The organism is Thiomonas sp. X19 (genome assembly GCF_900089495.1).
GTDB lineage: Bacteria > Pseudomonadota > Gammaproteobacteria > Burkholderiales > Burkholderiaceae_C > Thiomonas_A.
Genome location: NZ_LT605203.1, coordinates 2663990 through 2690273, shown reverse-complemented (window position 1 = coordinate 2690273; position 26284 = coordinate 2663990). Strand labels below are relative to the sequence as shown.

Below are 26284 nucleotides of genomic sequence, written 5' to 3'. Positions count from 1 at the left end.
TGTTCTCCTGAAAGGGTCAGGCGGCGAGCAGGCCGCGGGCGACATGCTGCAACTGGGCATCGCTGTCGCCCAGCCAGAGTTCGATGGTGGTCAGGCGCTTGAACCAGTGACTCACCTGCATCTCGTCGGTCATGCCCATGCCGCCATGCAATTGCACCGCCTGCTGCGAGACGAAGCGACAGGCCTGGCCGACGCGCGCCTTGGCGGCGGCGAGCATGCGGGCGCGGTGCATGGCATCGCCGTGGGCGCAAACCTCGGCGGCGAGCAAAGCCATGGAGCGCGCCTGCTCCACCTCCATCCACATGTCCACGGCGCGGTGCTGCAGCACCTGAAAGCGGCCGATGGGCTGGCCGAATTGCTGGCGGGTGTTGAGATAGGCCACGGTGGCATCCAGGGTGGCCTGCAAAAGACCGACGCCCTCGGCGCACAGCGCCGCCAGCCACAAGGCGCGCAAGTCTTCGCCCATCGCCATGCCCTGGCCGGCCGGGTCGATGCGGGCGTCGGCTGCAAGCTGCACGCCATCCAGCTTCACGTCGGCGGCGCGCTGGGCGTCGAGCAGGGCATAGGGGCGCAGGCTGACGCCGCGGCTGCTTGTGGGCACGGCAAACCAGGCGACGGCCGCGTCGTCGGCGCGCGCCGACACCAGCAAGACATCGGCGATTTGCGCTTGCAGCACCAGGGTCTTGGCACCGTCGAGCCGCCAGCCATCGGCATGCCGCGTGGCCGTGGTGCGGGGCCGCTCGGCGTCGAAGCCGTTGCCCGGCTCGAACACCGCCGGGGTGGCGATAGCCTGGCCTGCGGCCATGCTCGGCAGCCAGGTTTGCGCAGCTGCGCTGCCCTCGCTGGAGGCGAACAGTCGCGTAGCCAGCAGACTGCTGGCCAGCACCGGCTCCAGCGGCAGCGCGGGGGCCAGGGTCTGCAAGGCATGCAGGCCGTCCTGCAGACTTGCGTTCAGGCCGCCGTGGGCTTCGGGCACGAGCATGGCGGTGATGCCGAGTTCGGCCAGAGTGGCCCAGGCTTGCGGGCTGAAGCCTTTGCCGGCGGCCAGGGCGCGGCGTTGCTCGAAGCCGTAGTCGCACTGGATGAAGCGGCGCAGCGCGTCGGCCAGTTGGCCTTGTTCATCGGTGGATTGCCACTGCATGAGGTTTCCTTCACAAACCTAAAGCACGGGTCAGGATGTTTTTCTGGATTTCGTTGCTGCCGCCGAAGATGGAGAGCTTGCGCCAGTTGGCGTATTGCGCGGCGAGCAGTTCATCACCCTGGTTTTCAGTCCCGGGCGCATCCGCGCCTTCGGCGGCAAGCCCAAAGGGCAGGGCGCGCTGGCCCGCGGCGTGCATCAGCAGTTCGGACAGGCGCTGCTGCAGCTCGCTGCCCAGCACCTTGAGCATGGAGCTTTCCGGCCCTGGCGGGCCATCGCGTTGCAGCATGCGCAGTTGCGTCGCTTCCAGCGCCAGCAGGTCGATCTCGACCTGGGCGACGCGCACCGCAAACAGCGCATCCCCGCGCAGGCGTCGACCGTTGGCGTCGGCCCGGGCGACGATGTCCTTCAGGCGTGCCAGCTCCCGCTTGGCGATGCCCACGCCGGCAATATTGCTGCGCTCGTGACCGAGCAGATATTTGGCGATGGTCCAGCCCTGGTTCTCTTCGCCGACGCGGTTGGCCACGGGCACGCGCACGGCGTCGAACCAGACCTCGTTGACCTCGTGCTCGCCGTCCAGGGTGATGATGGGGCGCACCGTGACGCCGGGCGCGCGCATGTCGATGAGCAGGAAGGAAATGCCTTGCTGTTGCTGGGCCGTGGCGTCGGTGCGCACCAGGCAAAAAATCCAGTCGGCATATTGGCCCAGCGTGGTCCATGTTTTCTGGCCGGTGACGATGTAGTCGTCGCCGTCGCGCAGCGCACGGGTCTTGAGCGAGGCCAGGTCCGAGCCGGAACCCGGCTCGGAATAGCCCTGGCACCACCACACGGCACCGCTGGCAATGTCGGGCAGCAGGGTCTGGCGCTGGGCTTCGCTGCCGAAGCGCAGCAGCACCGGGGCCAGCATCTTCAGACCGAAGGGCAGTTGCCGCGGCGCACCGGCGAGGGCGCATTCCTCGTCGAACAGGACCTGCTGGACAGCGCTCCAGCCGGTGCCGCCGCATTGTTCCGGCCAATTCGGCGCGGCCCAGCCATGGGCATGCAGGATGCGTTGCCAGCGCACGAAATCGTCTTTCTCCAGACGCGAGCCGCACAACACCTTGCGGCGAATATCGCCTGGCAGGGCCGTGTCTAAAAAGGCGCGCACTTCGGTGCGGAAAGCGGCGTGCTCAGGAGTCAGGTCGATATCCATGTGCGGATTGCATGCCGGGTGGGGGAAAACTGACAAAAACCGATTGACTGTAAAACCGCATTGCGGAATTTCGTTCCGTGAAATATGGTGGCGATTGTTCGGCGTGCCGGGTGGGCTGTCAAGCCTCGCCAGGCGCCACCTTCGCAGCAAGCATCGAGACTTCGCCCCGACCATGAAAACGTCCATTCCCAAGCCGTCACAGCCCATGCCGACTGGCAAGCTCAGCCCAGACGCGAAAGACGACCGCCAATTCGTCACCGCGCTGGCGCGGGGCCTGGAGGTGTTGTCCAGCTTTCGCTCGCGCGACAAGGCCTTGGGCAATCTGGAAATTGCGCAGCGCTGCAAGCTGCCCAAGTCCACCGTCTCGCGCCTGACCTACACCCTCACGCGCCTGGGCTACCTCGCGCAAGACGAGGACAGCGGCAAGTACCGCCTGGGCACGGCCACTTTGTCGCTGGGCAGCACGGTGCTGGCGCGCATGGATGTGCGCCAGGTGGCGAGGCCCTTGATGCAGGAACTGGCCGATGCGTCCAAGGCCATGGTGTCGCTGGGTACACGCGACCGCCTGTCGCTGATCTATGTGGAGAACTGCCGCAGCGCCTCGGCGCTGACCCTGAGTTTGGACGTGGGCTCGCGCATCCCCATTGCCACCACGGCGATGGGCCGCGCCTACCTCGCCGTGGTGGGCGAGCGCGAACGCGCCGCGGTCTACGACGACTTGGCCGCACTCGACGGCCTGGCCTGGCCGGCGCTCAAGCGCGGCATCGACAAGGCGCTGGACGACTACCGCAGTCTGGGCGTGGCTTGCTCCTTCGGCGACTGGCAGCCTGACGTGAACGCCATCGCCGTGGGCTTCGACCCCGGCGGTGGCATGCCGCTGATGGCCATCAACTGCGGCGGCCCGGCATTCCAGTTGTCCCCCGCCTTCCTGCTCGACGAGGTCAGGCCGAAACTGATGGCGATGGTGCAGCAACTGGAACGGCTGATCATGCGCTGAACAGCGTTCGCTGCCAACCGTCGCGGATGTTTCGAGCCAGGCGCCGGGGTCTTCGCGCGTCTTCGCCCTGCCGTGCCGTCCCTCAAGCCGCGTCCAGAAACGCGCGGATCGCCGTCTCGACTTCCTCCGGCTGCTCATGCACCACCCAGTGCGAAGCGCCCGGCACGCGGTGGATGCGCAGATCGGGCACGACGGCGTCCAGCCCGTCGAGCAGCGCGGGCAGCAGGGCATGGTCCTGCTCGCCCCAGATCACCAGGGTGGGCATGGGCACGAGAAAGTCTTTCGGCTCCAGCTTCAATCCTGCTGCGCCCGCTTGTGTCGGCGTGGGTGGCACCAAGGGCGAGGCGCGGTAGTAGTTGAGCATCGCCTCCATCGCTCCGGGTCGTAGCCAGGCTTGCTTGTAGAGCGCGATCTCGGCCTCGGTCAGCACCACCTGCCCCGTCACGGGATGGCGGAACAGGGCGAGCAGGCGCTGGCAATCGTCGCGCAGCAACAACTCGGCCGCGCCGCTCTCGCGCAAGCGCAGCATGTAGCGGCTCGCGGCCTGCTGCGCCGGGTCATGGGTGAGGGCGCGGGCAAAGGGGATGGGGTGGGGCGAGTTGAGGATGACCAGGCGCGAGATGCTTTGCGGCTGGCGTGCCGCCAGGCTCCAGGCCACCGCGCCACCCCAGTCGTGCGCGACCAGCACGCATTGCGCATAGCCGAAGTGCTGCATCAGGCCGAGCAGGTCGTCCATCAACGGTTGCACCCGGTAGGCGGCGACACCCTGCGGCTTGTCCGAGAGGTTGTAGCCGCGCAGGTCTGGCGCCAGAGCGAAATGATCGCGGCCGAAGGCCACGAGTTGCGCCTGCCACGCCGCCCAGCATTCGGGGAAGCCATGGACGAACAGCATCAAGGGCTTGCCCTGCTCCCCCGCGCTCGCGGCGTGCAGGCGGATGCCGCTGGGCAGCGTCGCGTCATGGTGTTGCAGCATGTTGGGCTCCCGTTCAAGGTGAAGGCACGCGCACCAGACGGCCGTCCACCAGGCGTGCAACCACGTCATCCGCGTGCGGCTGGGCCGCGTACTCCACTTCGGCGTCGAGGTGGCGCGACGTCATCAGCCGTCCGACGCGCGAATCGCGCAGGCTGCGCAGGGCGTCGCTGCCTTGGTGCAGGGCTGCGGCGGCCAGCGCCGCGTCCGAAAAACTGCGCACGCCCGGCGCCTGCTGCAGACAGGACACGAGCAGGCCGGCGCCGTAAAAATCTTCCAGATTGAACTGCCCGCTTGAGCCGGCGCAGACCACCAGCACGCTGCTGTGCGCATGCTCGCGCAGCACATGCTCGATGGTGGCCCGGGCGTTGCGCAGGCTTGCGGCGTAGACCCGTGCGGCAGCTTGAGCCTTGTGCAGCGCGACCGTGCCATTCGTGGTGCTGTAGATCAGCATGCGTTCGCGTAAGTCGTGGCGCAACAGCGCAAGCGGCGTGGGGTGGGCAAAGCCGGGAAGGGTTTCGGCGTCGAGTTCGCCGCTGAGGATGGTGCTTGACGGCTCCAGTCCTGCGGCGATGCTGCGTGCGTGCGCGGCGTCCAGCGCCGGAATGACAGCACTGGCGCCCGCCTGCAGCGCGGCCAGCGCCGAGGTGGTGGCGAACAGGACGTCGAGCACGATGACCACGCGGCCATCCAGGCGCTGGGTGTCGAGTTCCTCCTTCGTCAGGAGGACGTGAATTTTTTGCATGATTCTGACCTGACGCAGCGGCGTCGTTTGGCGCCTTTACAAGTGAACGTCGGCAGGCTAGCATCGATCGCATTCAAAACAAAGTTCTGCATTGCGGAATCAAGCGTCCGCAATCGCACCGGGCTCGTTCACATTCCAGGAGACAGCATGAGCAGCGTCATTGCATCGCGCCTCGGGGACGTCGCCGTCCTCACTCTCGACAACCCCCCGGTCAACGGCTTTGGCAGGCAGCAGCGACGCCTGCTGGTGGAGGCCATCGACGCCGCCGCCGCCGACTCTGCGGTGCGCGGCATCGTCGTCACCGGGGCCGGGGCGATGTTTTCCGGCGGCGCGGACATTCGTGAATTCGGCAAGCACGAGGCGATGGCTTCGCCGCATTTGCTCGATGTCATTGCCGTGGCCGAAGCCTGCGCCAAACCGGTGGTTGCAGCCATCAACGGCACCTGCATGGGCGGCGGGCTGGAATTCGCGCTCGGCTGCCATGGCCGCGTGGCCCTGGCTTCTGCCCTGGTTGCGCTGCCGGAGGTCAAGCTCGGGCTGCTGCCGGGTGCAGGCGGCACCCAGCGCCTTCCGCGCGCCGTGGGGCTGGAAAACGCCATGAACATGATTGTTTCCGGCGAACCGGTGCCGGCCAAGATGCTGGCGAAAACCGCGCTGTTCGACGCCGTGGTCGAGCAGGACGTGGTGGCGGCGGCCGCTGAAGTCGCGCGCAAGCTGGCGGCCTCGCCGCAGCCCACGCCCAAGGTGCGCGAGCGTGCGATTGACCACGCCGACGCCGAAGCCTTCATCCAGTTCACCCGCACCATGGTGCAGGCGCAATTCCCGCGCGAGCCGGCACGCCTGCAATGCGTGGAGGCGGTGGCCGGCGCGCTCAAGCCCTTCAGCGAAGGTTTGCTGCAGGAGCGCGGCCTGTTCGCCATGCTGATGGCCACGCCCGAATCGCAGGCGCTGCGCCATGCCTTTTTCGCCGAACGTGCAGCCTCCAAGATTCCCGACGTGCCCGCCGACACGCCAACGCGCACCATCGCCAAGGTTGGCGTGATTGGCGCTGGCACCATGGGTGGCGGCATCAGCATGAATTTTTTGAATGCCGGCATTCCCGTCACCCTGCTTGAAACCAAGCAGGAGGCGCTGGACCGTGGCGTGGCCACCATCCACAAGAACTACGACAACTCGGCCAAGAAGGGCAAGCTCAAGCCCGAACAGGTGGACAAACGCATGGGCCTGCTGCATCCCACGCTGGACTTCGCGCAACTGGCCGATTGCGACCTCGTCATCGAGGCCGTGTTCGAGACCATGGAGGTCAAGCGCGATGTGTTCCAGCGCCTGGACACCGTGGCCAGGCCGGGGGCCATTCTCGCTTCCAACACCTCGACCCTGAATCTGGACGCCATCGCCGGTTTCACCAAGCGCCCGCAAGACGTCATCGGCATGCATTTTTTCAGCCCCGCCAACGTCATGAAGCTGCTGGAAGTGGTGCGCGGCAAGGCCACCGCCAAGGACGTGCTCGCCACGGTGATGAAGGTGGCCAAGACCATCCGCAAGACGGCGGTGGTGTCCGGCGTGTGCGACGGCTTCATCGGCAACCGCATGATCGAGCACTACGGCCGCATGGCCAACTTCCTCGTGGAGGAGGGCGCGAGCCCGCAGCAGGTGGACCGTGCGCTCGAAACCTGGGGCATGGCGATGGGGCCTTACCGCATGGGCGATCTGGCAGGCAACGACATCGGCTGGGCGATTCGCAAACGGCACTATGTGGAGAAGCCGACGGTGAGGTATTCCGCTCTGGCTGACCGCCTGTGCGAGCGTGGCCGTTTTGGCCAGAAGACGGGGGCGGGCTGGTATCGCTACGAGCCGGGCAAACGCGATGCGCTGCCAGACCCCGAAGTGGACGCGCTGATTCTCGGCTACCGCAAGGAGATTGGCGTCACGCCGCGCCACTTCAGCGACGCCGAGATCGTCGAGCGTTGCATCTACGCCTTGGTGAACGAAGGCGCGCGGCTGCTCTCCGAAGGCATCGCGCAACGTGCCTCGGACATCGACTTGGTGTACCTGGCCGGCTACGGTTTCCCGGCCTGGCGCGGCGGGCCGATGGGCTACGCCGACAGCGTCGGCCTCGCCATGGTGGTGCGGCGCATGCGCCAGTTCGCGGCGCAGCCCGGGGGCGATGCCGAGTTCTGGCAACCCGCGCCGCTGCTGGCCGAACTGGCGGCGCAGGGCAAGACCTTCAGCGGCGCTTGACCACTCAAACTCCGCCCCCGAACCCTGATCGCCCGTGCCCTGATTACCGGACCATCGGCTCGCGCGCAGGCACGCATCGGCGCACCACCACGTCACACGCATCACACCCTACCCATTGGAGTTCCCCATGCTTGAGGCCGTCATCGTCTCCACCGCGCGCACGGCGCTTGCCAAATCCTGGCGCGGCGCGCTCAACCTCACCCACGGCGCCACGCTCGGCGGCCATGTGGTGCAAGCCGCGGTGCAGCGCGCAGGCATCGACCCTGCCGAGGTGGAAGACTGCATCTTCGGCTGCGCCTACCCCGAGGGCGCCGCCGGCGGCAATATCGCGCGGCAGATTGCGCTGCGCGCCGGACTGCCGGTGACGGCAGCGGGTGCCACGGTCAATCGCTTCTGCGCGTCGGGCCTGCAGGCCGTCGCCATCGCGGCGCAACGCGTCATCGTCGACCAGGTTCCGGTGATGATCGCCGGTGGCGTCGAGTCCATTTCCTGCGTGCAGAACGACCGCGCCAACAAGCACATGCTGCGCGAGGCCTGGCTGCTGCAGCACAAGCCCGAGATTTACTGGACCATGCTGCAAACCGCCGAAACCGTGGCCAAGCGCTACGACATCTCGCGCCAACTGCAGGATGAATACGGCGCGCGCAGCCAGCAGCGCGCCGCCGCCGCACAGGCGGCAGGCAGGTTCACGGATGAGATCGTGCCCATCACCGTGTGCGCCGGCGTGGCCGACAAGGCGACCGACCAGCTCCTCACGCGCGAGGTCACGCTCAGTGCCGACGAAGGCATACGCGCCGACACCACTTATGAGGGCGTGGCCAAAATCCGCCCGGCCCTGCCCGGCGGAGTGATTGCCGCCGGCAATGCCAGCCAGTTTTCCGACGGCGCCTCGGCCTGCGTGGTGATGAACGCCAAGCTCGCCGAACAGCGCGGGCTCAAGCCCCTGGGTGCCTTCCGCGGTTTTGCCGTGGCCGGCTGCGAGCCGGATGAAATGGGCATCGGCCCCGTGTTCGCCATTCCGCGCCTGCTGCAGCGCACGGGTCTGAAGATCGACGACATCGGCCTGTGGGAGCTGAACGAGGCGTTCGCCGTGCAGGTCATTTACTGCCGCGACAAGCTCGGCATTCCCGACGACCGCCTGAACGTCAACGGCGGCGCCATTGCCGTCGGCCATCCCTATGGCGTGACCGGCGCGCGCCTGGTGGGCCATGCGTTGATCGAGGGCAAGCGCCGCGGCGTGAAATATGTGGTGGTCACCATGTGCATCGGCGGCGGCCAGGGCGCGGCGGGTTTGTTCGAAGTGCTGTGATTGCCGCTTGCAAAGAGCCGCCGTTGAGCCATGCGCCAAACCATCGATTTCCTGTTGCGTGACTGGCTCGACGTTGAAGCCCTGAACGCAAGGCCTCGTTACGCCGAGCCCAGCTTGGCCACCTTCACCCCGGTGCTCGACACCTGCGAACGCATCGCCCGCGACAAGTACGCGCCGTTCAATCGCCCGGTCGATCCTGAGAAGCCGCGCCAGGACGGCGACCGGGTCATCCTGCCGCAAGCCACGCACGATGCCTGGCGGGCCTACGCCGAGTCCGGCATGCTGGCCCCGGCGCAGGCCGAAGCCCTCGGCGGCATGCAGCCGCCCTACACCGTGGAAGCCGCAGCCAACGCGTTTTTCGCCAGGGCCTCGGTCAGCATCAGCGCGGGCATGCTCACGGCGGGCAATGCCAACCTGCTGATGGCGCATGGCGTCCCGGCGCGGCAGCGCGTGTTCGCGCAAACCGAGTTCAGCGGACGCTGGGCGGGGACGATGTGCTTGTCCGAACCGCAGGCCGGCTCCAGCCTGTCGGACATCGCCACCCGCGCCTTGCCGGATGGCGACGATTTCGAGGCGGACGCACTCGGCCCCCGCTACCGCCTGTTCGGCAACAAGATGTGGATTTCAGCCGGCGAGCACGAACTCACCGAGAACATCGTGCATCTGGTGCTGGCCAAGATTCCGGGGGCGGACGGCAAGCTCGTCCCCGGCCCGCGCGGCATTTCGCTGTTCATCGTGCCCAAGATGATGGCCGATGCCGATGGCCGACTCTCAAGGAAACGCAGGGCCGCCCCAAGTTTCCTTGATCCCCTCGGGGGGCGGGTCGGCGAGCCGGCCTTGGTGGCAGTTGAATACCTTCGCAACGACATCACCCTGGCCGGGCTCAACCACAAATGCGGTTGGCGCGGCACGCCCAACACCCTGCTCAATTTCGGCGACGGCCGCCATCCGGCGCGCGGTATGGCAGGAGCCATCGGCTGGCGCGTCGGTGCGCCCGGCGATGGCCCGCGCTGCATGTTCCACATGATGAACGAGGCGCGCATCGGCGTCGGCCTGGCCGCTGCCATGCTGGGCATGGCGGGCTTTGATGCATCGCTGGCCTACGCGCGCCAGCGCCCGCAGGGGCGCCCGGTCGGCCCCGCAGGCAAAGACCCGAGCCAGCCGCCGGTGGCCATCATCGAACATGCCGACGTGAAGCGCATGCTGCTGGCGCAGAAGGCCTACGCCGAAGGCGCGCTGGCGCTGGAGCTGTATTGCGCGCGGCTGGTGGACGAACACCGCACCGGCGATGAAACCCCGGCCCGCGACGCCGGCCTGTTGCTGGAAGTGCTCACGCCCATCGCCAAGAGCTGGCCGTCGGAATGGTGCCTGGAAGCCAACAGCCTGGCCATTCAGGTGCATGGCGGCTACGGCTACACGCGCGACTTTCCGGTGGAGCAGTACTGGCGCGACAACCGCCTGAACATGATCCACGAAGGCACCCACGGCATTCAGGCGCTGGACCTGCTTGGCCGCAAGGTGGTGATGGAGGGCGGTGCCGGGCCGGCCATGCTCGCCGCCCGCATGCGCGCCACCGCCGCCCGCGCCGAAGCCTTGCGGGCTCTGCAGGCGCATGCCGCGGCGCTGCAACAGTTGCTCGCGGCCACCCGCGCCGCATGGGAGGGTGGCAACCCGGCCGCGACCCCTGCCGCAAACGGCACATCGCTTCGACATCCAGCCCTCGCGCCGCGTGCCGGTGAATGGCTGGGATTACACCAACCAACACGGCATTCGCGCCGCCTACGAACTTGGACGGAACGATGCGCGGCAACTCCTCGTTCGCATGGGCGAACGCGGTCTGGCAACTTTCCTGGAGAACACACATGGCTGACCATAATTTGCAACTCGTCCTTGCCGAACGGCCCAGCGGCTGGGTGGAAGAGCATCACTTCCGGCTCGAACGTGGCCCCGTGCCCGAGCCGGGCGAGGGCGAAGTGCTGGTGCGCAACCACTGGCTGTCGCTCGACCCCTATATGCGCGGGCGCATGTCCGACGCCAAGTCCTACGCCGAACCGGTGGCGCTGGGCGCGGTGATGGTGGGCGGCACGGCGGGCGAGGTCGTGGCTTCGCGCGATCCGCACCTCAAACCCGGCGACAAGGTGGTGGGCATGCTGGGTTGGCAGTTGTATGGCGTCGCTCCCGCGCGCGCTCTGCAAAAGGTGGATGTGACCCATGTGCCGCTGGCGGCCTACCTCGGCCCGGTGGGCATGCCCGGCGTCACGGCCTGGTATGGGCTGAACGCCATCTGCGAGCCCAAGACGGGCGAGACGGTGGTGGTGACCGCAGCCTCCGGCGCGGTGGGCAGTGTGGTCGGCCAACTCGCCAAGGCCAAGGGCTGCCGCGCCGTGGGCGTGGCGGGCGGCGCGGAGAAATGCCGCTATGTGGTGGAGGTTCTGGGCTTCGACGCCTGCGTCGACTACAAGGCCGGTAACCTCAAGGCCGATTTGAAAGCGCGCTGCCAAACGGGGCGGACTGCCTGTTCGAGAACGTCGGCGGCGAGATTTTCGACACCCTGCTGACGCGCACCAACGCCTTCGGCCGCATTGCGCTGTGCGGCATGATCGCCGACTACAACACCACCGATCCCTACTGCATGAAGAACGTTCGCACGGTGTTGATCAACCGCCTGAAACTGGAGGGCTTCATCGTCTCCGAGCATATGGACCAGTGGCCCGCGGCGCTGCGCGAACTCGGCGGCCTGGTGGCCAGCGGCAAACTGCAATGGCGCGAGTCGGTGGCACAGGGGCTGGAACAGGCGCCCGCCGCCTTCATCGGCATGCTCAAGGGCCAGAACTTCGGCAAGCAGTTGGTCAAGCTGAACTGAACCAGGGACAAGCGATGCAAGCCGATACCCGCGAAGTGGCCCCCGCATTGGCGTTCGACGTGGCGGCCCTCGCCAACTACTTGCGTGGGCACATGCCGGATGTGCAGGGGCCCTTGCAAGTGGCGCAGTTCAAGGGCGGCCAGTCCAACCCCACGTATTTGCTGACGGCGGCCGACGGGCGGCGTTACGTGCTGCGGCGCAAGCCGCCGGGCAAGCTGCTGCCTTCGGCCCATGCGGTGGACCGCGAGTTTCGCGTCATGCAGGCTTTAGGCCAGAGTCAGGTTCCAGTGCCGCACATGCAGTTGTTGTGCATGGACGAGAGCGTGATCGGCACGCCGTTCTACCTCATGGACTTTGTCGAGGGCCGCATTTTCTGGGATCCGCTCCTGCCCGGCATGCAGTCCACCGAGCGCGCGGCGATTTTCGACGAGATGAACCGCGTGATCGCCGCCCTGCACCGGGTCGATGAGGCCGCGCTGGGGCTGGGCGACTATGGCAAGCCGGGGCAGTACATCGCCCGCCAGGTGGCACGGTGGACGCAGCAATACCGCGCCAGCGAAACCGAGCGCGTCGAGGCGATGGACAAGCTCATCGACTGGCTGCCGGCGCACATTCCCCCGGGCGACGAAACCGCCATCGTGCATGGCGACTATCGCCTGGACAACGTCGTCTTTCACCCCACCGAGCCGCGCATCCTGGCGGTGCTCGACTGGGAACTGTCCACCCTCGGCCATCCGCTGGCGGACTTTGCCTATCACTGCATGGCCTGGCGCCTGGAGCCGGGGCAATTTCGCGGCCTGGTCGGCGGCGATCTGGCCGCCCTGGGCATACCCAGCGAGGCCGAATACGTCGCGCGTTACTGCGAGCGCACCCAGCGCGCCCCAGTCTCGCCGAGCGACTGGGAGTTCTACGCCGCCTTCAACATGTTCCGCCTTGCCGGCATTCTGCAAGGCGTGCTGGCGCGGGCGCTGCAAGGCAACGCGTCCAGCGCGCAGGCGCTCGAAGCGGGCCGCCGCGCCCGGCCTTTGGCCGAGGCTGCCTGGGCGCAAGTCGAGCGCGTATTTGGTCATTGAGAGGCCATCGATCGGCTATTGAGCACGCAACCCAACCACCAAGGAATCCACATGGAATTCAGTCACAGCGACAAGGTCAGCGCCCTGCAAGAGCGCGTCGGCGCCTTCATGGAGGCGCATGTCTACCCGAACGAGGCACGGTTTTTTGCCGAGGTCGAGGCCAACCGCAAGGCCGGCGATGCCTGGCAGCCCACCCGGGTGATCGAGGAACTCAAGGCCGAGGCGCGCAAGGCGGGCTTGTGGAATTTGTTCCTGCCCGAGTCCGGGCGTGGCGCGGGCTTGAGCAATCTGGAGTACGCGCCACTGTGCGAGATCATGGGCCGCTCGCCTATCGCTCCCGAAGCCTTCAACTGCTCGGCGCCCGACACCGGCAATATGGAAGTGCTGGAACGCTACGGCACAGCGGAGCAGAAAGCGCAGTGGCTGGAGCCGCTGTTGCGCGGCGAGATTCGCTCGGGCTTCGCCATGACCGAGCCAGGCGTGGCCTCGAGCGACGCCACCAACATCCAGGCCAGCATCCGCCGCGATGGCGATCATTACGCCATCAACGGCCGCAAGTGGTGGACCTCGGGCGCCAACGATCCGCGTTGCAAGGTGCTGATCTTCATGGGCAAGACCGACGCTGACAACCCCGACCGCCATCGCCAGCAGTCCATGATTCTGGTGCCGATGGACACCCCCGGCGTGCAGGTGCTGCGCCATCTGCCGGTATTCGGCTATGACGACGCGCCGCATGGCCACGCCGAAATCCAGTTCACCGAGGTGCGCGTGCCGGTTGGCAACATGCTGCTGGGCGAGGGCAGGGGATTCGAGATTGCGCAAGGGCGCCTCGGGCCCGGCCGCATCCACCACTGCATGCGGCTCATCGGTCTGGCCGAACGGGCTTTGGAAACCATGTGCAGACGGGCGCTTGCGCGCACCGCGTTCGGCCGGCCGGTTGCCGACCAGGGCGTGACGCGCGAGCGCATCGCCAATGCCCGTCTGCTGATCGACCAGGCGCGCCTGCTGGTATTCAAGGCCGCCGACACGATGGACCGCGCCGGCAACAAGGTGGCACGCAAGGAAATCGCCATGATCAAGGTCGTCGCCCCGAACATGGCCTGCCAGGTGATCGACTGGGCGATGCAAGTGCATGGCGGCGGCGGCGTCAGCGACGACTTCGGCCTGGCCTACGCCTACGCCAACGCCCGCACCCTGCGCTTTGCCGACGGCCCCGACGAGGTGCACCGCGACCAGATCGCGCGGCTGGAACTGGAGCGCTATCGCCCGCGGCATTGAAGGGTGGGCTTGATCGCATCGGACCTCGCCAGGCCGACAAGTCCAAGAAAGGGGACAAGCCATGAACACGCGCCATCGGAAATTCTGGCCCAAGGGGTTGCCGCATCACCTCACCATCCCGAACTGCGCAGATGCGGCCGCTGCTGGGGGAAGGCCTGAGCCACATCATCGTGGCAGCCTACAGCGACTACATCTCCAGCGAAGCGCGAATCACCGTCCCCCCGTTCGCCGCGGCGTCACGCGAGAACCTCGCCGAGCCTGGGTGACTCTCTGGGTCGACATGCTGGCGCAAAAACTGCCCAAGTCCGGCACGGGCAAGGTGCAATGGCGTGCCTTGCAGGAACGCGAGTCCAGATGAGCTTTGTCGGCGAGGCTGCGCGCGGCCTGCGCGCCAGTTGCCCAAGCATGGATTCTTGGGTGCATCGGTTCCAGCAGCGAGCGGCTTACCGGCGCGCCCTGGAACGCGGCGGGTCCTGCTCCTTTGCAGCTTGATCAAGGGGGGCAGGCCGCCCGACCTGCGACCGGGTTCGCGGCAAACCCGGTCAGTCCTGAACCATGAACAAGACCGTCTGCCAATCGGCCACCAGCGCCGGTTTGACCTCACCTTCGATCTCGACCGTGACGGCGAGCCGCATTTGAAATCGGTTGGCGGCTTGCTGCTCCAGCGCGACGAGTGAAAAAACGCCCCGAATGCGAGAGCCGGTGCGCACCGGCGCCACAAAGCGCACCCGATCGAAGCCGTAATTCATGCTCATGGCCAAGCTCGAAATGTCAGGCAGCACGGCTTCGGCGAAATGGCTCAGCAAGGACAGCGTGAGAAATCCATGCGCAATGGTGGACCCCAGCGGGGTGGCCTGGGCGCGGGCAGGATCGACATGGATGAACTGGTGATCGAGCGTCGCCTCGGCAAAAGCGTTGATGCGCGACTGCTCGATCAACAACCAGGGCGAGGTCCCGATCACCTCGCCAGCACGGGCACGCAGCGCGTCGATCCCCAGCGGTTTTGCCGCAGCCTGCTCCATTCGCTTCATCCCCTCATCGATAAATGCCACTGTGGTCAATCCAATGCAATGTGCTCAATGTGATTGACGGGCATCCGGCAAGTTGCCGATGAATCAGCCTTGATCAGCACCTCCTGGCGATTCCACCTGCGCTCCTCACGTGCCTAAACCAGCCAAGTTTGGCACGATTTCGGACTCAACTTTTGCCGCAATTCGAACATGGTGCCCGCCGTGTTGTGTCGATGAATTTGCATTCGTCGTTGCAACCATAAGCAGCGATTTTTGGGCTATGTACCGCGCATACCCTAGAGGACAATAGCCTTCAAGTTGCATTTGTCCTGATTGCAGGGCAAGTTGGTCATTTCAAGTTTTGCCCTGCAGAACATAATTCCACCTATTGACAGGGCCAGCGGCGATGGCTTCAATGCGTAACAATCGAAAAACATTACGTTTCGACCTGCCTGAATGCGCCGAGACCCATGGATCAGATCGTTCAACTGTTGTTCAACGGACTCACGCTCGGGGCCATCTACGGCCTCGTTGCACTCGGTCTCACGCTGGTCTACGGAGTTCTGCACATTCCCAATTTCGCCCACGGCGCCTTGTATATGGTGGGTGGCTATGTGGCTTACACCCTGATCGACAAACTGGGGCTGGGGTATTGGTGGGCCATGCTCGGGGCGGGAGCAGCGGTGGCGCTGCTGGCGATGTTGATGCAAGCCCTGGTCTTCGCCCCTTTGCGCAAGGCGCCCGAGCTTTACGACATGATTGGCGCCATTGGCGTGATGCTGTTTCTCGAAGCTGTGGCTCAGTTCATCTGGGGCGCTGAGTTCCACCGCCTGCCGACGCCTTATGGCCACGTGCTGGAAATCGCCGGGATGCCGTTTCCCCTGCAGCGCCTGCTCATCGTCGTGGCGGCTTTCGTGCTCGTCGTGGTGCTGCATCTCTTCCTCACGCGCACCGTCACCGGCTCCACCATCCTGGCGCTGGCGCAAGACCCGCAGGGCGCGGCACTCGTGGGCATCGATGCCCGCCGCGTGACCTATCTGGTGTTCGCCATCTCGGGAGCGCTCGCAGCGGTGGCCGCCGCTCTGTATGCGCCGATCAACCTGCTGTACCCGACCATGGGCAATCTGGTCATCGTCAAGGCCTTCGTCATCATCATCCTGGGTGGCATGGGCAGCTTTCCCGGCGCCATCCTGGGCGGCCTGATCATCGGCCTGGCCGAGAGTTTCGGCGGTTTCTACGTTTCCACCGACTACAAGGACATCATCGCCTTCGTGTTGCTGGTGGTGATTCTCTCGGCACGACCGCAAGGATTGCTGACGCAGGGGGCACGCTGATATGCGCAAGCTCAAGCGCACCTGGCCGTGGCTTGTGCCGCTGGGTCTGGCCCTAGCCTTGCCGTGGCTCGCCGGCGGCAATGACTACATCTTGTCCGTGCTCTCCCTCGCCTACATCTACGCCATCGCCGCGCTGGGTTTGAACCTCATCACCGGTTACACCGGCCAACTCAACCTGGCCCACGCCGGATTCATGGCCATGGGTGCCTACACCGTGGGCATCCTCACGGTGGACCATGCCGTGCCGTTCTGGTGGGCCTTTGTGTTGTCGGGCCTGATTCCTGCCGTATTGGGAATGCCGATCGGCTGGTTGTCGTTGCGTCTGCGCGGGCATTACTTCGCCATCTTCACCTTGTGCGTGGGCAGCATCATCAACCTGGTGATCGAGAAGTGGGACGGCCTGACCCACGGCGTGGTGGGCATCATCGGCATTCCCGTCCCACCGGGCCTGGGGGCGCTGCAATTCGCCACGCCGCGCGGCCAGTACAACCTCACGCTGGCTTGTCTGGTGCTGATGACCTGGCTGATGCAGCGCATCGTGCGCTCGCTGGTCGGGCGTAGTTTCGTCGCCGTGCGCAACAGCGAGCCATTGGCCGAAGCCCTGGGTATTCCAGTGATGCGCACCAAGCTGCTGGCCTTTGTGCTGTCGGTGGTCTACGCCGGATTTGCCGGCGGCCTTTACGCCGGAACCGTCCGTTTCCTCGGCCCTGATCTGGCCAGTATCGCCCACACCTTCGACATGGTCACGGCCATGCTGATCGGTGGCATCGGCACCGTGGCCGGGCCCATCGTCGGCTCGCTGGCGCTGCCCTGGGTGACCCAATACCTGCAATTCATGCAGGACTACCGCATGCTGGTCTTCGGCCCCTTGCTGGTGCTGCTGCTCATTTTCCTGCCCGCAGGCATCGTCGGCAGCTTGCGCAACTGGCAGGCGCGGCGGGCCGCGAAGACACAGGATCCGGCCGTAGCGCAGCCAGATGCGCCTGCGGTGCCAGGGCAGGGCGCTGCTGCAGCGCCAGGGTGCGGCCATGCTTGAGATCGACGACATCGGCGTGCGCTTCGGCGGGCTGGCTGCCGTCGACGGCGTCAGCACCTGCATCCGCCAAGGCAGCATCACGGCCATCATCGGCCCGAACGGTGCCGGTAAAACAACCTTTTTCAATCTCATCAGTGGTGTGTACAAACCGACGCGAGGCCGCATCCGTTTCGACGGGCAAAGCGTGACCGGGTCGCGCCCCGACCGCATGGCCAGGCTGGGCGTGGCACGCACGTTCCAAAGCACCCAGCTGTTCGACCATGCCAGCGTTCTCGACAACCTGATCGTCGGTCATCGCCTGCGCACCCGCGCCGGTTTGTGGGACGTGCTGCTCGGCACACCCAGATTGCAGCGTGAGGAAGCGCTATGCCGCGCCAAGGCCGAGGCTGCGCTGGAATTCGTCGGGCTGCGGGCCGTTGCGCACCGCCTCGCGGGTGACATCACGCAGGAGCAGCGCAAGCGCGTGGCCATCGCCCTGGCCTTGGCCACCGAACCCCGGCTCATGCTGCTGGACGAACCGGCGGGCGGCATCAACCCGGAAGAAACGGTGCAACTCGCCGAACTCGTCCGCAAACTCGCCACCAGCGGCATGACCGTGTGCCTGGTGGAGCACAAGATGGACATGGTCATGCGCCTGGCCGATTGTGTGCTCGTGCTGAACCACGGCAAGAAAATCGCCGAAGGCACGCCGGACGCCATTCGCGCCAACCCCCATGTCATTCACGCCTATCTGGGAGTGCCCGATGCTGCGGCTTGAGGGTCTGACCGTGGGCTACGACGCCTTCCTCGCCCTGCAGGGCGTCGACCTGCAGGTGCGGGATGGCGAACTGGTGGTGCTGCTCGGCGCCAACGGGGCCGGCAAGAGCAGTTTGTTCCACGCCTTGAGCGGCTTGCTGCGCATACGCGCCGGGCGGGCCTGGTGGGGCGGTCTCGAACTGACCCGCATGCGTGCGCCACAAATCGTGGCCCATGGCGTGGTGCATTGCCCGGAAGGGCGCAAGCTGTTCGGCCAGCTCTCGGTGCTGAAAAATCTGCAGCTCGGGGCCTATGTGCACCGGCTGCGCGCAACCGCCATGCAGCAGCGCCTGGAGCAGGTGTTCACGCTGTTTCCGGTGCTGGCCGAAAAGCGCGCGCAACCAGCCGGCTCGCTGAGCGGTGGTCAGCAGCAGATGGTCGCGATCGGGCGCGCCCTGATGGGCCAGCCCAGGTTGTTGCTGCTCGACGAACCGTCCCTCGGGCTTGCGCCGCTGGTGGTGAAACAGATGTTCGAGGTCGTCCAGGCCATCAACCAAGCCGGCACCACGGTGTTGCTGGCGGAGCAGAACGCGCACGCGGCGCTGCGCATCGCGCACCGCGGTTATGTGATCGAGCAGGGCAGGGTCGTGATGAAGGGCAGCGCCGACGCGCTGCTGCATGACGAAGGCATACGCAGGGCGTATATCGGCACCTAGGAGACTGTCGGACTTTGCGGTCTTCCGGATGAAGACGCTATCCGAGACAATTGCTGCTGCACAACCGAGAGCCCGAGCCGATGAGCCGCTTCGTCCCTGTTGACCGAGACACCGCATATCTGTTGCCACCGTCGGTGGACGAATGGCTGCCCACTGATCACTTGGCGCGCTTCGTGGTCGAAGTCATCGAGCAGCTTGATCTGGGCGATCTGGCCCGACAGTACGCAGGCCGGGGCTCGGCGGCGCACCATCCGGCGGTGCTGCTGGGCCTGCTGATCTACGGCTACGCCAACGGCGTGCACTCCAGCCGCAAGATCGAGCGGGCGACCTACGACTCGGTGGCGTTCCGCTTTGTTGCGGCCAATACCCACCCCGATCACGACACGCTGGCGACGTTCCGCCGCCGCTTCTTGAAGGAGGTGGAGGCACTGTTCGTGCAGGTGCTGGTTCTGGCGCGCGAGATGAAGCTGCTCAAGCTCGGACACATCGCGCTGGATGGCACCAAGATCGACGCCAACGCCAGCAAGCACAAGGCCTTGTCGTGGGCTCATGCCAACAAGATCGAGGCGCAGCTGCGCCAGGAAGTACAAACGCTGCTGGCGCTGGCAGAGAACAGCGACCGCGCGACGGTACCCGACGGCATGGATGTGCCGGCGGAGATCGCCCTGCGTGCAGATCGCTTGAGCGCAATCGCGCAGGCCAAGGCCAAGATCGAGCAGCGCGCCAGCGAACGCCATCAGGTCGAGCAGCAGGAGTACGAGGCCAAGACCGCCAAGCGCCAAGCCCAGCGCGAGGCGGGCAAGAAGCCGCGCGGCAAGGACCCTGAGCCGCCAGAGGCCGGCCCCCGGAGCAGCGATCAGGTCAACCTCACGGATGAAGAGTCGCGCATCATGCCCGTGTCGGGTGGGGGCTTCGAGCAAAGCTACAACGCACAAGCCGGCGTGGACATCGCGACGATGATGGTGATCACCCAGCATGTGAGCCAGGCATCCAACGACAAGCGCGAAGTTGTGCCTACGCTGCAGCAGATCCAAGCGTTACCCGCGGTGCTGGGCGAGGTGCACACGCTCATCACGGACAACGGCTTCTTCAGCCAAGCCAACGTGATCGCGTGCAACGACGCGGGTATCGAGCCGCTGCTGGCGCTCAAGCGGGAGTCGCATCACACGCCGGTGATGGGGCGCTTTGCACCCGATGTGCCCGAGCCCCAGACGACGGATCCGCTCGTGCAGATGGCACACCGCCTGGGCACGCAAGCAGGCCGAGCCCTGTACGGCCTGCGCAAGCAGACAGTGGAGCCGGTGTTCGGCATCATCAAGCAAGTGATGGGTTGGCGCCAGATGAGCATGCGCGGGCTGGCCAAGGCACAAGGCGAATGGAGCTTGGTGACCATGGCTTGGAACATCAAGCGCATGCACGTCCTGCGAGCCGCGTGAGGGCAATAGTGCGCCCCGACCACGCCAAAACCGAGTCCCCAGGCCGCCCCATGTGCCCTCACAGTGTCTCGCCAACCATCGAGAGCGTTCGATCAGCGCGCCGCTGTCAAAAAAAACGCGTCGCACTGATCAATCGGATTCGCTCGGGTTCAAGTCCGACAGCCTCCTAGAAGTCAATCAGACCGCGGGCCGAATGGTGCATCACCAATCCACAGGAGACAAGCATGGGCGCGTTCACAACCTTGAATCGATTTGTACTGGCTGCAGCGACGGTCGTGGCGTTCGGCGCGATGGCGCAGGCACAGGAGGTTGTCAATATCGGCTACACGGGGCCACTCAGCGGCGGTGCGGCGCAGTATGGCAAGAACGTGCTGTCGGGCATCGAGATGGGGGTCAATGAGGTCAACGCCGCAGGTGGCGTGACCGTCAAGGGAAAGAAATACACCTTCAAAGTAGTAGCCCTGGACGACCAGTACAACCCGGCCCAGGCGGCCATCAACGGCCGCCGATTGGTGGAACAGGACAAGACCCCGGTGATTTTTTGCCCGCATTCGGGCGGCATTTTCGCGCTGCAGACCTTCAACACCCAGGCCAATTTCTTGCTGATGGCCTACTCCAGCGTGCCGCGTATCACTGAGACCGGCAACAAACTGACCATCCGCATTCCTCCGTCCTTTGCCAGCTATGTGCCGGCCTATGTGCGCAACGAGATGAGGCTGTTCGGGAAAAACGTCGGGCTGGCGCCATCCGACACGGACTACGCCAAAGCCTGGGTGAAAGTCTTCCGCGAGGGTTGGGAAAAGGATGGGGGCAAAGTGGTGGCAGACAACCCGATGTCCTACAACAAATCCGCCGATTTTTACGCCGGGGTCAGCAGGGTGCTGGCGACCAAGCCCGATGCGATGTTCGTCGGTGGCCCATCGGAGCCGACGGCGCTGGTGATCAAACAAGCGCGCGATCTGGGCTTCAAAGGCGGGTTCGCGGTGATGGATCAAGCCAAGTTCGATGAAATGGCCAAGGTCCTGGGTGGCTATGCTCCGATGAACGGCTCGATCGGTGTGCTGCCCCTGGTTTCTGACACGCGCCCGGCCATGCAGGCCTTCGTCGCGTCCTACGCCAGGAGTCACGGCGGCAAGGAGCCGACCTCCGAAATGGCGTTGAACTACACCATGGTGCATGCGCTGGCTGCAGCGCTCAAGATGGCCGGCAGCGTGAGCGACCCGGCTGAGATCCGCGCGCAGTTGCCTGCTGCGCTCAAGTCTTTGCCCGCGGCTCAGAATCCGCAGGACTTCACCGGCATCGACTCCAACGGCGGCACCGAATCCGATGCGCCTTTGGCCCTGATCGAAAACGGCAAGCTGCGTCAGGTCAAGACCAGCGATTTGATGCAATGACGGAAAAACAAGAAGCACGTCCGCAAGCCGTTGCATCGTTCATCCACGCGACGACAGCGCCGGCTGGCCTCAGTTCAATCCGCAATTTCAGTTTTTCTTTCCCAGGCAGCGACCATGGACATGCAATACGTCAATGTGGACGTCGATGAGGCAATTTGCACCATCACACTGAACCGAGCCGACAAGCGCAACGCCGTCAACGGCGCCGTCGCCGCACAACTGCGGGCGGCGTTTGAGCGCTTCGAGTCTGATGACGCCTTGCGGGTGGCGGTCTTGACCGGTGCGGGCGGCAATTTTTGCGCCGGCGCCGATCTGGCGGCCTTGGGTGACCCTGCCCTGCGCAATGAACTCGATCCCGCAGGGCAGGGGAGCGGCCCGATGGGTCCGACTCGGATGCATTTGTCCAAGCCGCTGGTTGCAGCGATCAATGGCTATGCGGTTGCAGGGGGCCTGGAACTGGCCCTGCTGGCCGACCTGCGCGTGGCTGACGAAGACGCGGTTTTGGGAGTTTTTTGCCGGCGCTGGGGGATTCCGCTGATCGACGGCGGCACGGTACGGCTGCCCCGCATCGTGGGCATGGGGCGCGCGCTCGACCTGATCTTGACAGGGCGCCCGGTCCACGCTCCCGAGGCCCTGGCCATGGGGCTGGTCAACCGTACCACCCCGTCAGGCGGCGCGCTGGCGGCCGCGCAGATGTTGGCGCGTCAGATCGCGAAGTTTCCGCAATTGTGCATGCTGACCGATCGCCGCTCTGTCTATGCGCAATGGGATTTGCCCCTGGCCGAAGCTCTGCGGCAAGAAGGCGCGCGGGGTGTTCCGATTGTTTTCGCCGAGGGCGAGGCCGGCGCCTGCCGCTTTTCCCAAGGCGTCGGTCGCCACGGTCATTTCAATGCTTAATGTGTGAACAACGCCACTCGCATTCCCAATGGAGGCAGACATGGATGCCCAAGCCGCGACCACTCCTGCACGCAGCCCAACCTATCTAGTAGTTCGTTCCAGCAATACGGTTACTAAATGAGCGATAATAACCTCGTTCCGTTCGCAACCCTTGATGGAGGTGACGATGGCGAGGAAGTCCAAACGTGCGGCGCTGGTGCTGACACCGGAGCAGACGACGACGCTCAAGGAACTGGCTGGCTCGAGGACCGCGCCCGTGCGCGAAGTCGAACGGGCCAAGGTGCTGTTGGGTTACGCCGCGGGCACTTCGATCACGGAACTGCAACGCCAGCTCGGGTTCAGTCGTCCGATGATCTATCGCAGCGTTGACAAGGCGCTGGCAGCCGGTGTGCAGACGGGTTTGAAAGACAAGTACCACCGGCCGCATGAACCCGAGATTACCGATGAAGCCAAAGCCTGGGTGGTGAGCATCGCGTGCACCAAGCCCAAGGATCATGGCCTGGCGGCCGAGTTGTGGAGCATCTCCGCACTGGCGCGGTTTGTGTCTGAAGCAGCCGAGGCCGCGGGATTCGCTCGCCTGGCCAACGCGGGCAAAAGCACCGTGTGGCGCATCCTCAACGAGCACGAGATCAAGCCCCACAAGATTCGCTACTACCTGGAAAAACGGGATCCCGAGTTCGACCGCAAGATGCAGGAGGTCCTGATGGTCTACCGGGATGTTTCGATCTATCAGGAGGGCGCCGTTCATGATGCGCGCCCCAACCCCATCTATACCGTCAGCGTCGATGAGAAGCCGGGGGTTCAGGCGATCGGCTTGACTGCGCCGGATCTGCCTCCGGTACCGGGCAAGGCATCGACCGTCGGGCGCGACTATGAGTATGTCCGTCGGGGCACGGTATCGATCCTCGCCGGAATCGACTTGCACTCGGGTCAGATCTTCGCCACCGTCGAGGAGCGGCACCGCAGTGTGGAGTTCATCGCGCTGCTCAAGCGCCTGGACGCGCACTATCCGAGCGAGGCCATCATTCGCGTGGTGCTGGACAACCATTCGGCCCACATCTCGAAGGAGACCATGGCCTATCTCGCCGCGCGCCCCGGGCGCTTCGAGTACGTTCACACCCCCAAGCATGGCTCCTGGCTCAATCTGATCGAGTGCGTCTTCTCCAAGATGGCCCGCACTTTCCTGCGCCTGTCCAAGGACCAACAGGCCGCCGAGATGAAGTGGTTCATCGACGCCGCCAGGAAGCTGCAGGCCAGGGGCGTGAAGGAGATCACCGGCATCAAGGTCAAGCACGACATCATCCAGGAAGGCGACGTGGTCGAGAAACTGCAGACCTCGATGCAGTCGGGCAGGTCGATCTACGACGGCTGGATTTCCGATTCCGACTTGATCGGCACGCACTACCGCTACGGCAAGATCATGAACCTGACCGACTACATGGCCGGCAAGGGCAAGGAGTGGACCATCAAGGCGAAATACGGCTATGACCTCGGCGTGCCGCTGAACTGGAGCGCCTACGAAGAAAGTACGCGCCGAAGGAAGCGATCGGCATGACCTTCGGCGAAGCCGGTCCGGTGCCTGCACAAGGCCAGATCGCACAGCAGATCTTCTGGTACACGGCCTTCACTGCAGACATGACCAAGCCCGGCCTGCCGGTGGTCAACGCCGACGGCACACCGGAGTGGCGCATGGCCCCCGGCCCGAACGGTGCGTACTGGAAGCAGGGCATGCAAAACGGCTACCAGGACGTGGGCTCGTGGACCTTCTTCGCCAACCACGACGCCAACCGAACGGCTGCGGCCTGGCTGTACGCGCAGTTCGTGACCGCCAAGACCACCTCGCTGAAGAAAACCATCGTCGGACTGACGCCGATTCGCCAGTCCGACAGCCAGTCCAAGGCGATGACCGACCTGGCACCCAAGCTCGGCGGGCTGGTCGAGTTCTACCGCAGCCCGGCGCGCGTGGCCTGGACGCCGACCGGCAACAACGTCCCCGACTACCCCAAGCTGGCGCAGCTGTGGTGGAAGAACGTCGCCGTAGCCGTGACCGGCGAGAAGACGCCGCAGCAGGCGATGGACAACCTGGCCACCGAGATGGACGACGTGATGGGGCGCCTGCAGCGCGCCGGCATGGCGCATTGCGCACCCAAGCTCAATCCCAAGAGCGACCCCGCCAAGTGGCTGAGCGACAAGCACGCGCCGTGGAAGAAGCTGGCCAACGAGAAGCCGAAGGGCGAGACCATCGCCTACGCCACGCTGCTGAATGCGTGGAAAACCGGCAAGGTGCGCTGACCGGACGCAACTGCTGATCCGACACCGCAGCGGCGCACGCCGTTGCGGTTCGCGCTCTCCTCGACACGATCGACGAACTCAAGACCAGCGGGATGAGAGCCGAGCGGAGACACATGCCGAGTACCAGCGCATCCAATGCGTGCTCATCCGTGCGCCCCTGGGCAGCACAGCGGCGCAGATTGCCCCGTTGCTGGGTTGGTCCACGGCGACGGTGCATGGGAGCCACTCGCGCTCGGCTCAGGAGGGCGATGCGATCTTCGAACTGTCAGTGCAGCAGTTTGATGATCGCCGCTGCTTATTTAACATAATGCCAATATGCTCCGAAACAGGCCGACCGAGACAGCCAGGTCGATCTTTTCGGGGAGATTGCCGTTACCTGGCCGCAGTGCGTGGCCTGGGTGCATGCCGTGGCGCCGCACATGGCGCGCACTGAGCGCAGCCTGCAACGGTACGTGGAACAGTGGAACGTGGTGGACAAGGTGCGGCGAGCCATCGCCGATGGAAGCCTGGAGGCCATCCTCACGCGCAGCCCCTATCGCCCCGATCTGGAGCGACAAGCCGGGGACGACGGCGGACGCAAAGCCGCCGACGCCCCCTGACCACCCTCGATCCCAAGGAGATCAAGCATGGCTACCTACGAGTCTATCCACGAAGCCCTGGAAAACGTCCGCGACGCCGTGGCATTCGCCACCTCACTTGTAGAGTCTTACGACGAGCTGCAGTACGCAGCAAGGGGCGGAGCCAACGGCAACAGCAACCACTGGGTGTTCACGGTCAAGCAGACGACCGAGAACGTCGCCAAGGCCACGGAGCAGTTGGAAATGCTGCTGCTCCAGCACGCCTTGCCCATCCTCAAAGACATGGCCCAGGTGAACACCAAGGCCGTGCGGTAGGCGTTGCGACCGCTAGCGCTTGCCGCCGCCCTGACGCTGCTGCTGCTCGCGGCGCTGGCGTTCGATCTCGGCCACCCGCTTGCGGATGTCGCTGGCGCGGTCGGCCAGGGCGGGCAACTGCTCGGCCAGTAGGGCCAACACGACCTGCGTCCGGGACTGTCCCGTGGTTTCGGCGCAGTGATCCAGCAGCAGCAGCAGCCCGGGGGGCAGATCAATCGTCAAGCGCGTGCGATCCGCCACCGGCGCCGCTGGCGCTCCATCCGAGGAAGTCTTCATGTTCATGGCGACACTTTATCACCAATTGGCGACATCTTGTCGCCACGTGATCAAGATGTGGAAAAAAGACCTGTTGTGGCGGGCGACTTGTTGTAAATGGACAAGCCCAGGGGCCACCCCCCGCCTACGGCGGGTAGCGGCCCCAGAAACCCGGGCACGGCACAAGCCGGTGGGACAGACCGGGGCAGACCCCCACCTTGCCGACGCGCTCCAAGGGGTCCACCCATGCGCCGACCAGCACGCGGCCGCGCGGCCGCGGAGAAACGGCCTCAGGGCTGCGCCCTGCCCCCTGCGATTACTCGGGGTCGGCCTTGCAGTGCCCGACGATCAGTATCAGTCTGCGACAAACTGTAAAAGCGCAGCCGAGATAATGGCATGGCGCATAATCAGAAAACCCCGCGTCGAACGCCAAGGCAGCGTTTAACGAAACATTTATATGCGCGTGAAAACCCACTTTGC

Annotated in this window: 20 protein-coding genes and 4 pseudogenes; 18 read left to right on the top strand and 6 right to left on the bottom strand. The window is 65.2% G+C overall.

The genetic code is table 11. The features are described 5' to 3' along the window. Positions 1 to 16: 16 nt before the first annotated feature. Positions 17 to 1141: an acyl-CoA dehydrogenase family protein gene (locus THIX_RS12900; protein ID WP_112486523.1), complete on the bottom strand. Its 1125-nt coding sequence runs from the start codon at positions 1139 to 1141 to the stop codon at positions 17 to 19. A gap of 10 nt (positions 1142 to 1151) precedes the next feature. Beyond that, complete coding sequence (locus tag THIX_RS12895; protein ID WP_112486522.1) at positions 1152 to 2330, bottom strand: acyl-CoA dehydrogenase family protein; 1179 nt, start codon at positions 2328 to 2330, stop codon at positions 1152 to 1154. 205 nt (positions 2331 to 2535) lie between these two features. On the opposite strand from THIX_RS12895, the gene THIX_RS12890 reads away from it, so the two are divergent. Continuing rightward, positions 2536 to 3327, top strand: coding sequence for an IclR family transcriptional regulator (locus tag THIX_RS12890; protein ID WP_112486521.1), 792 nt, complete (start codon positions 2536 to 2538; stop codon positions 3325 to 3327). A gap of 82 nt (positions 3328 to 3409) precedes the next feature. Here the strand turns inward: THIX_RS12890 and THIX_RS12885 are convergent, their stop codons facing one another. Further along, the gene (locus THIX_RS12885) at positions 3410 to 4300 is read right to left on the bottom strand and encodes an alpha/beta fold hydrolase (RefSeq protein ID WP_112486520.1); all 891 of its coding nucleotides are present in this window, start codon (positions 4298 to 4300) and stop codon (positions 3410 to 3412) included. Between the two features lie 13 nt (positions 4301 to 4313). Further along, positions 4314 to 5042 (bottom strand): 2-phosphosulfolactate phosphatase, encoded by a 729-nt coding sequence (locus tag THIX_RS12880; protein ID WP_112486519.1) that lies wholly within the window; start codon positions 5040 to 5042, stop codon positions 4314 to 4316. A 147-nt stretch (positions 5043 to 5189) separates the two neighbouring features. Between THIX_RS12880 and THIX_RS12875 the strand changes: the two genes are divergently transcribed. The 6 genes and pseudogenes from THIX_RS12875 (at position 5190) to THIX_RS12850 (ending at position 13806) form a co-directional block, all read left to right on the top strand. After that, entirely contained in the window at positions 5190 to 7283 is a 2094-nt protein-coding gene (locus THIX_RS12875) for a 3-hydroxyacyl-CoA dehydrogenase NAD-binding domain-containing protein (protein ID WP_112486518.1), read from the top strand. A 127-nt stretch (positions 7284 to 7410) separates the two neighbouring features. Continuing rightward, complete coding sequence (locus THIX_RS12870) at positions 7411 to 8592, top strand: acetyl-CoA C-acyltransferase (RefSeq protein ID WP_112486517.1); 1182 nt, start codon at positions 7411 to 7413, stop codon at positions 8590 to 8592. A gap of 30 nt (positions 8593 to 8622) precedes the next feature. Next, positions 8623 to 10269, top strand: a pseudogene (locus tag THIX_RS12865) (acyl-CoA dehydrogenase family protein); the annotation flags it as partial. A gap of 185 nt (positions 10270 to 10454) precedes the next feature. Continuing rightward, positions 10455 to 11455: pseudogene (locus THIX_RS12860) on the top strand (NADP-dependent oxidoreductase). Between the two features lie 14 nt (positions 11456 to 11469). After that, on the top strand, positions 11470 to 12528 hold the full coding sequence (locus THIX_RS12855; protein ID WP_112486516.1) for a phosphotransferase: 1059 nt from the start codon (positions 11470 to 11472) through the stop codon (positions 12526 to 12528). Between the two features lie 51 nt (positions 12529 to 12579). Continuing rightward, positions 12580 to 13806, top strand: a complete 1227-nt coding sequence (locus tag THIX_RS12850) for an acyl-CoA dehydrogenase family protein (RefSeq protein WP_112486515.1) — start codon at positions 12580 to 12582, stop codon at positions 13804 to 13806. Between the two features lie 542 nt (positions 13807 to 14348). Here THIX_RS12850 and THIX_RS12840 read toward each other — a convergent pair. Continuing rightward, a complete protein-coding gene (locus THIX_RS12840; RefSeq protein ID WP_233224546.1) occupies positions 14349 to 14837 on the bottom strand; it encodes a MaoC family dehydratase in 489 nt (162 codons plus the stop codon). Positions 14838 to 15286: 449 nt separating this feature from the next. On the opposite strand from THIX_RS12840, the gene THIX_RS12835 reads away from it, so the two are divergent. The 11 genes and pseudogenes from THIX_RS12835 (at position 15287) to THIX_RS12785 (ending at position 25549) form a co-directional block, all read left to right on the top strand. Further along, positions 15287 to 16150 carry a branched-chain amino acid ABC transporter permease gene (locus THIX_RS12835; protein WP_112486513.1) on the top strand — a complete coding sequence of 288 codons (864 nt, stop codon included), beginning with the start codon at positions 15287 to 15289 and terminating at the stop codon, positions 16148 to 16150. A gap of 1 nt (position 16151) precedes the next feature. Continuing rightward, positions 16152 to 17186 (top strand): branched-chain amino acid ABC transporter permease, encoded by a 1035-nt coding sequence (locus THIX_RS12830; protein WP_112486512.1) that lies wholly within the window; start codon positions 16152 to 16154, stop codon positions 17184 to 17186. Continuing rightward, a complete protein-coding gene (locus THIX_RS12825; protein ID WP_112488352.1) occupies positions 17179 to 17943 on the top strand; it encodes an ABC transporter ATP-binding protein in 765 nt (254 codons plus the stop codon). The genes THIX_RS12830 and THIX_RS12825 overlap by 8 nt, the downstream gene beginning before the upstream one ends. Next, positions 17930 to 18637: an ABC transporter ATP-binding protein gene (locus tag THIX_RS12820; RefSeq protein ID WP_112486511.1), complete on the top strand. Its 708-nt coding sequence runs from the start codon at positions 17930 to 17932 to the stop codon at positions 18635 to 18637. The genes THIX_RS12825 and THIX_RS12820 overlap by 14 nt, the downstream gene beginning before the upstream one ends. An 80-nt stretch (positions 18638 to 18717) precedes the next feature. Beyond that, positions 18718 to 20073 carry an IS1182-like element ISThsp16 family transposase gene (locus THIX_RS12815; RefSeq protein ID WP_112484377.1) on the top strand — a complete coding sequence of 452 codons (1356 nt, stop codon included), beginning with the start codon at positions 18718 to 18720 and terminating at the stop codon, positions 20071 to 20073. Positions 20074 to 20297: 224 nt separating this feature from the next. Further along, complete coding sequence (locus THIX_RS12810; protein WP_112486510.1) at positions 20298 to 21467, top strand: ABC transporter substrate-binding protein; 1170 nt, start codon at positions 20298 to 20300, stop codon at positions 21465 to 21467. A 120-nt stretch (positions 21468 to 21587) separates the two neighbouring features. Continuing rightward, a complete protein-coding gene (locus THIX_RS12805; protein WP_371413003.1) occupies positions 21588 to 22364 on the top strand; it encodes a crotonase/enoyl-CoA hydratase family protein in 777 nt (258 codons plus the stop codon). A 154-nt stretch (positions 22365 to 22518) separates the two neighbouring features. Next, a pseudogene (locus THIX_RS23820) lies at positions 22519 to 23541 on the top strand (IS630 family transposase); the annotation flags it as partial. Positions 23542 to 23553: 12 nt separating this feature from the next. After that, positions 23554 to 24656 (top strand): annotated as a pseudogene (locus tag THIX_RS23815) (hypothetical protein); the annotation flags it as partial. A 419-nt stretch (positions 24657 to 25075) separates the two neighbouring features. After that, positions 25076 to 25255: a hypothetical protein gene (locus THIX_RS12790; RefSeq protein WP_146748546.1), complete on the top strand. Its 180-nt coding sequence runs from the start codon at positions 25076 to 25078 to the stop codon at positions 25253 to 25255. Between the two features lie 27 nt (positions 25256 to 25282). Continuing rightward, on the top strand, positions 25283 to 25549 hold the full coding sequence (locus THIX_RS12785; RefSeq protein ID WP_112486506.1) for a hypothetical protein: 267 nt from the start codon (positions 25283 to 25285) through the stop codon (positions 25547 to 25549). Positions 25550 to 25561: 12 nt separating this feature from the next. Here THIX_RS12785 and THIX_RS12780 read toward each other — a convergent pair whose 3' ends face one another. Then, positions 25562 to 25831, bottom strand: a complete 270-nt coding sequence (locus THIX_RS12780; RefSeq protein ID WP_112486505.1) for a hypothetical protein — start codon at positions 25829 to 25831, stop codon at positions 25562 to 25564. Positions 25832 to 26284 lie beyond the last annotated feature (453 nt).

What these genes read in the sequence shown, in the direction of transcription:
- THIX_RS12900 (WP_112486523.1), bottom strand. Translation starts at nt 1,141, where the DNA reads ATGCAGTGGCAATCCACCGATGAACAAGGCCAACTGGCCGACGCGCTG.
- THIX_RS12895 (WP_112486522.1), bottom strand. Translation starts at nt 2,330, where the DNA reads ATGGATATCGACCTGACTCCTGAGCACGCCGCTTTCCGCACCGAAGTG.
- THIX_RS12890 (WP_112486521.1), top strand. Translation starts at nt 2,536, where the DNA reads ATGCCGACTGGCAAGCTCAGCCCAGACGCGAAAGACGACCGCCAATTC.
- THIX_RS12885 (WP_112486520.1), bottom strand. Translation starts at nt 4,300, where the DNA reads ATGCTGCAACACCATGACGCGACGCTGCCCAGCGGCATCCGCCTGCAC.
- THIX_RS12880 (WP_112486519.1), bottom strand. Translation starts at nt 5,042, where the DNA reads ATGCAAAAAATTCACGTCCTCCTGACGAAGGAGGAACTCGACACCCAG.
- THIX_RS12875 (WP_112486518.1), top strand. Translation starts at nt 5,190, where the DNA reads ATGAGCAGCGTCATTGCATCGCGCCTCGGGGACGTCGCCGTCCTCACT.
- THIX_RS12870 (WP_112486517.1), top strand. Translation starts at nt 7,411, where the DNA reads ATGCTTGAGGCCGTCATCGTCTCCACCGCGCGCACGGCGCTTGCCAAA.
- THIX_RS12855 (WP_112486516.1), top strand. Translation starts at nt 11,470, where the DNA reads ATGCAAGCCGATACCCGCGAAGTGGCCCCCGCATTGGCGTTCGACGTG.
- THIX_RS12850 (WP_112486515.1), top strand. Translation starts at nt 12,580, where the DNA reads ATGGAATTCAGTCACAGCGACAAGGTCAGCGCCCTGCAAGAGCGCGTC.
- THIX_RS12840 (WP_233224546.1), bottom strand. Translation starts at nt 14,837, where the DNA reads ATGAAGCGAATGGAGCAGGCTGCGGCAAAACCGCTGGGGATCGACGCG.
- THIX_RS12835 (WP_112486513.1), top strand. Translation starts at nt 15,287, where the DNA reads ATGGATCAGATCGTTCAACTGTTGTTCAACGGACTCACGCTCGGGGCC.
- THIX_RS12830 (WP_112486512.1), top strand. Translation starts at nt 16,152, where the DNA reads ATGCGCAAGCTCAAGCGCACCTGGCCGTGGCTTGTGCCGCTGGGTCTG.
- THIX_RS12825 (WP_112488352.1), top strand. Translation starts at nt 17,179, where the DNA reads ATGCTTGAGATCGACGACATCGGCGTGCGCTTCGGCGGGCTGGCTGCC.
- THIX_RS12820 (WP_112486511.1), top strand. Translation starts at nt 17,930, where the DNA reads ATGCTGCGGCTTGAGGGTCTGACCGTGGGCTACGACGCCTTCCTCGCC.
- THIX_RS12815 (WP_112484377.1), top strand. Translation starts at nt 18,718, where the DNA reads ATGAGCCGCTTCGTCCCTGTTGACCGAGACACCGCATATCTGTTGCCA.
- THIX_RS12810 (WP_112486510.1), top strand. Translation starts at nt 20,298, where the DNA reads ATGGGCGCGTTCACAACCTTGAATCGATTTGTACTGGCTGCAGCGACG.
- THIX_RS12805 (WP_371413003.1), top strand. Translation starts at nt 21,588, where the DNA reads ATGCAATACGTCAATGTGGACGTCGATGAGGCAATTTGCACCATCACA.
- THIX_RS12790 (WP_146748546.1), top strand. Translation starts at nt 25,076, where the DNA reads ATGGCGCGCACTGAGCGCAGCCTGCAACGGTACGTGGAACAGTGGAAC.
- THIX_RS12785 (WP_112486506.1), top strand. Translation starts at nt 25,283, where the DNA reads ATGGCTACCTACGAGTCTATCCACGAAGCCCTGGAAAACGTCCGCGAC.
- THIX_RS12780 (WP_112486505.1), bottom strand. Translation starts at nt 25,831, where the DNA reads ATGAACATGAAGACTTCCTCGGATGGAGCGCCAGCGGCGCCGGTGGCG.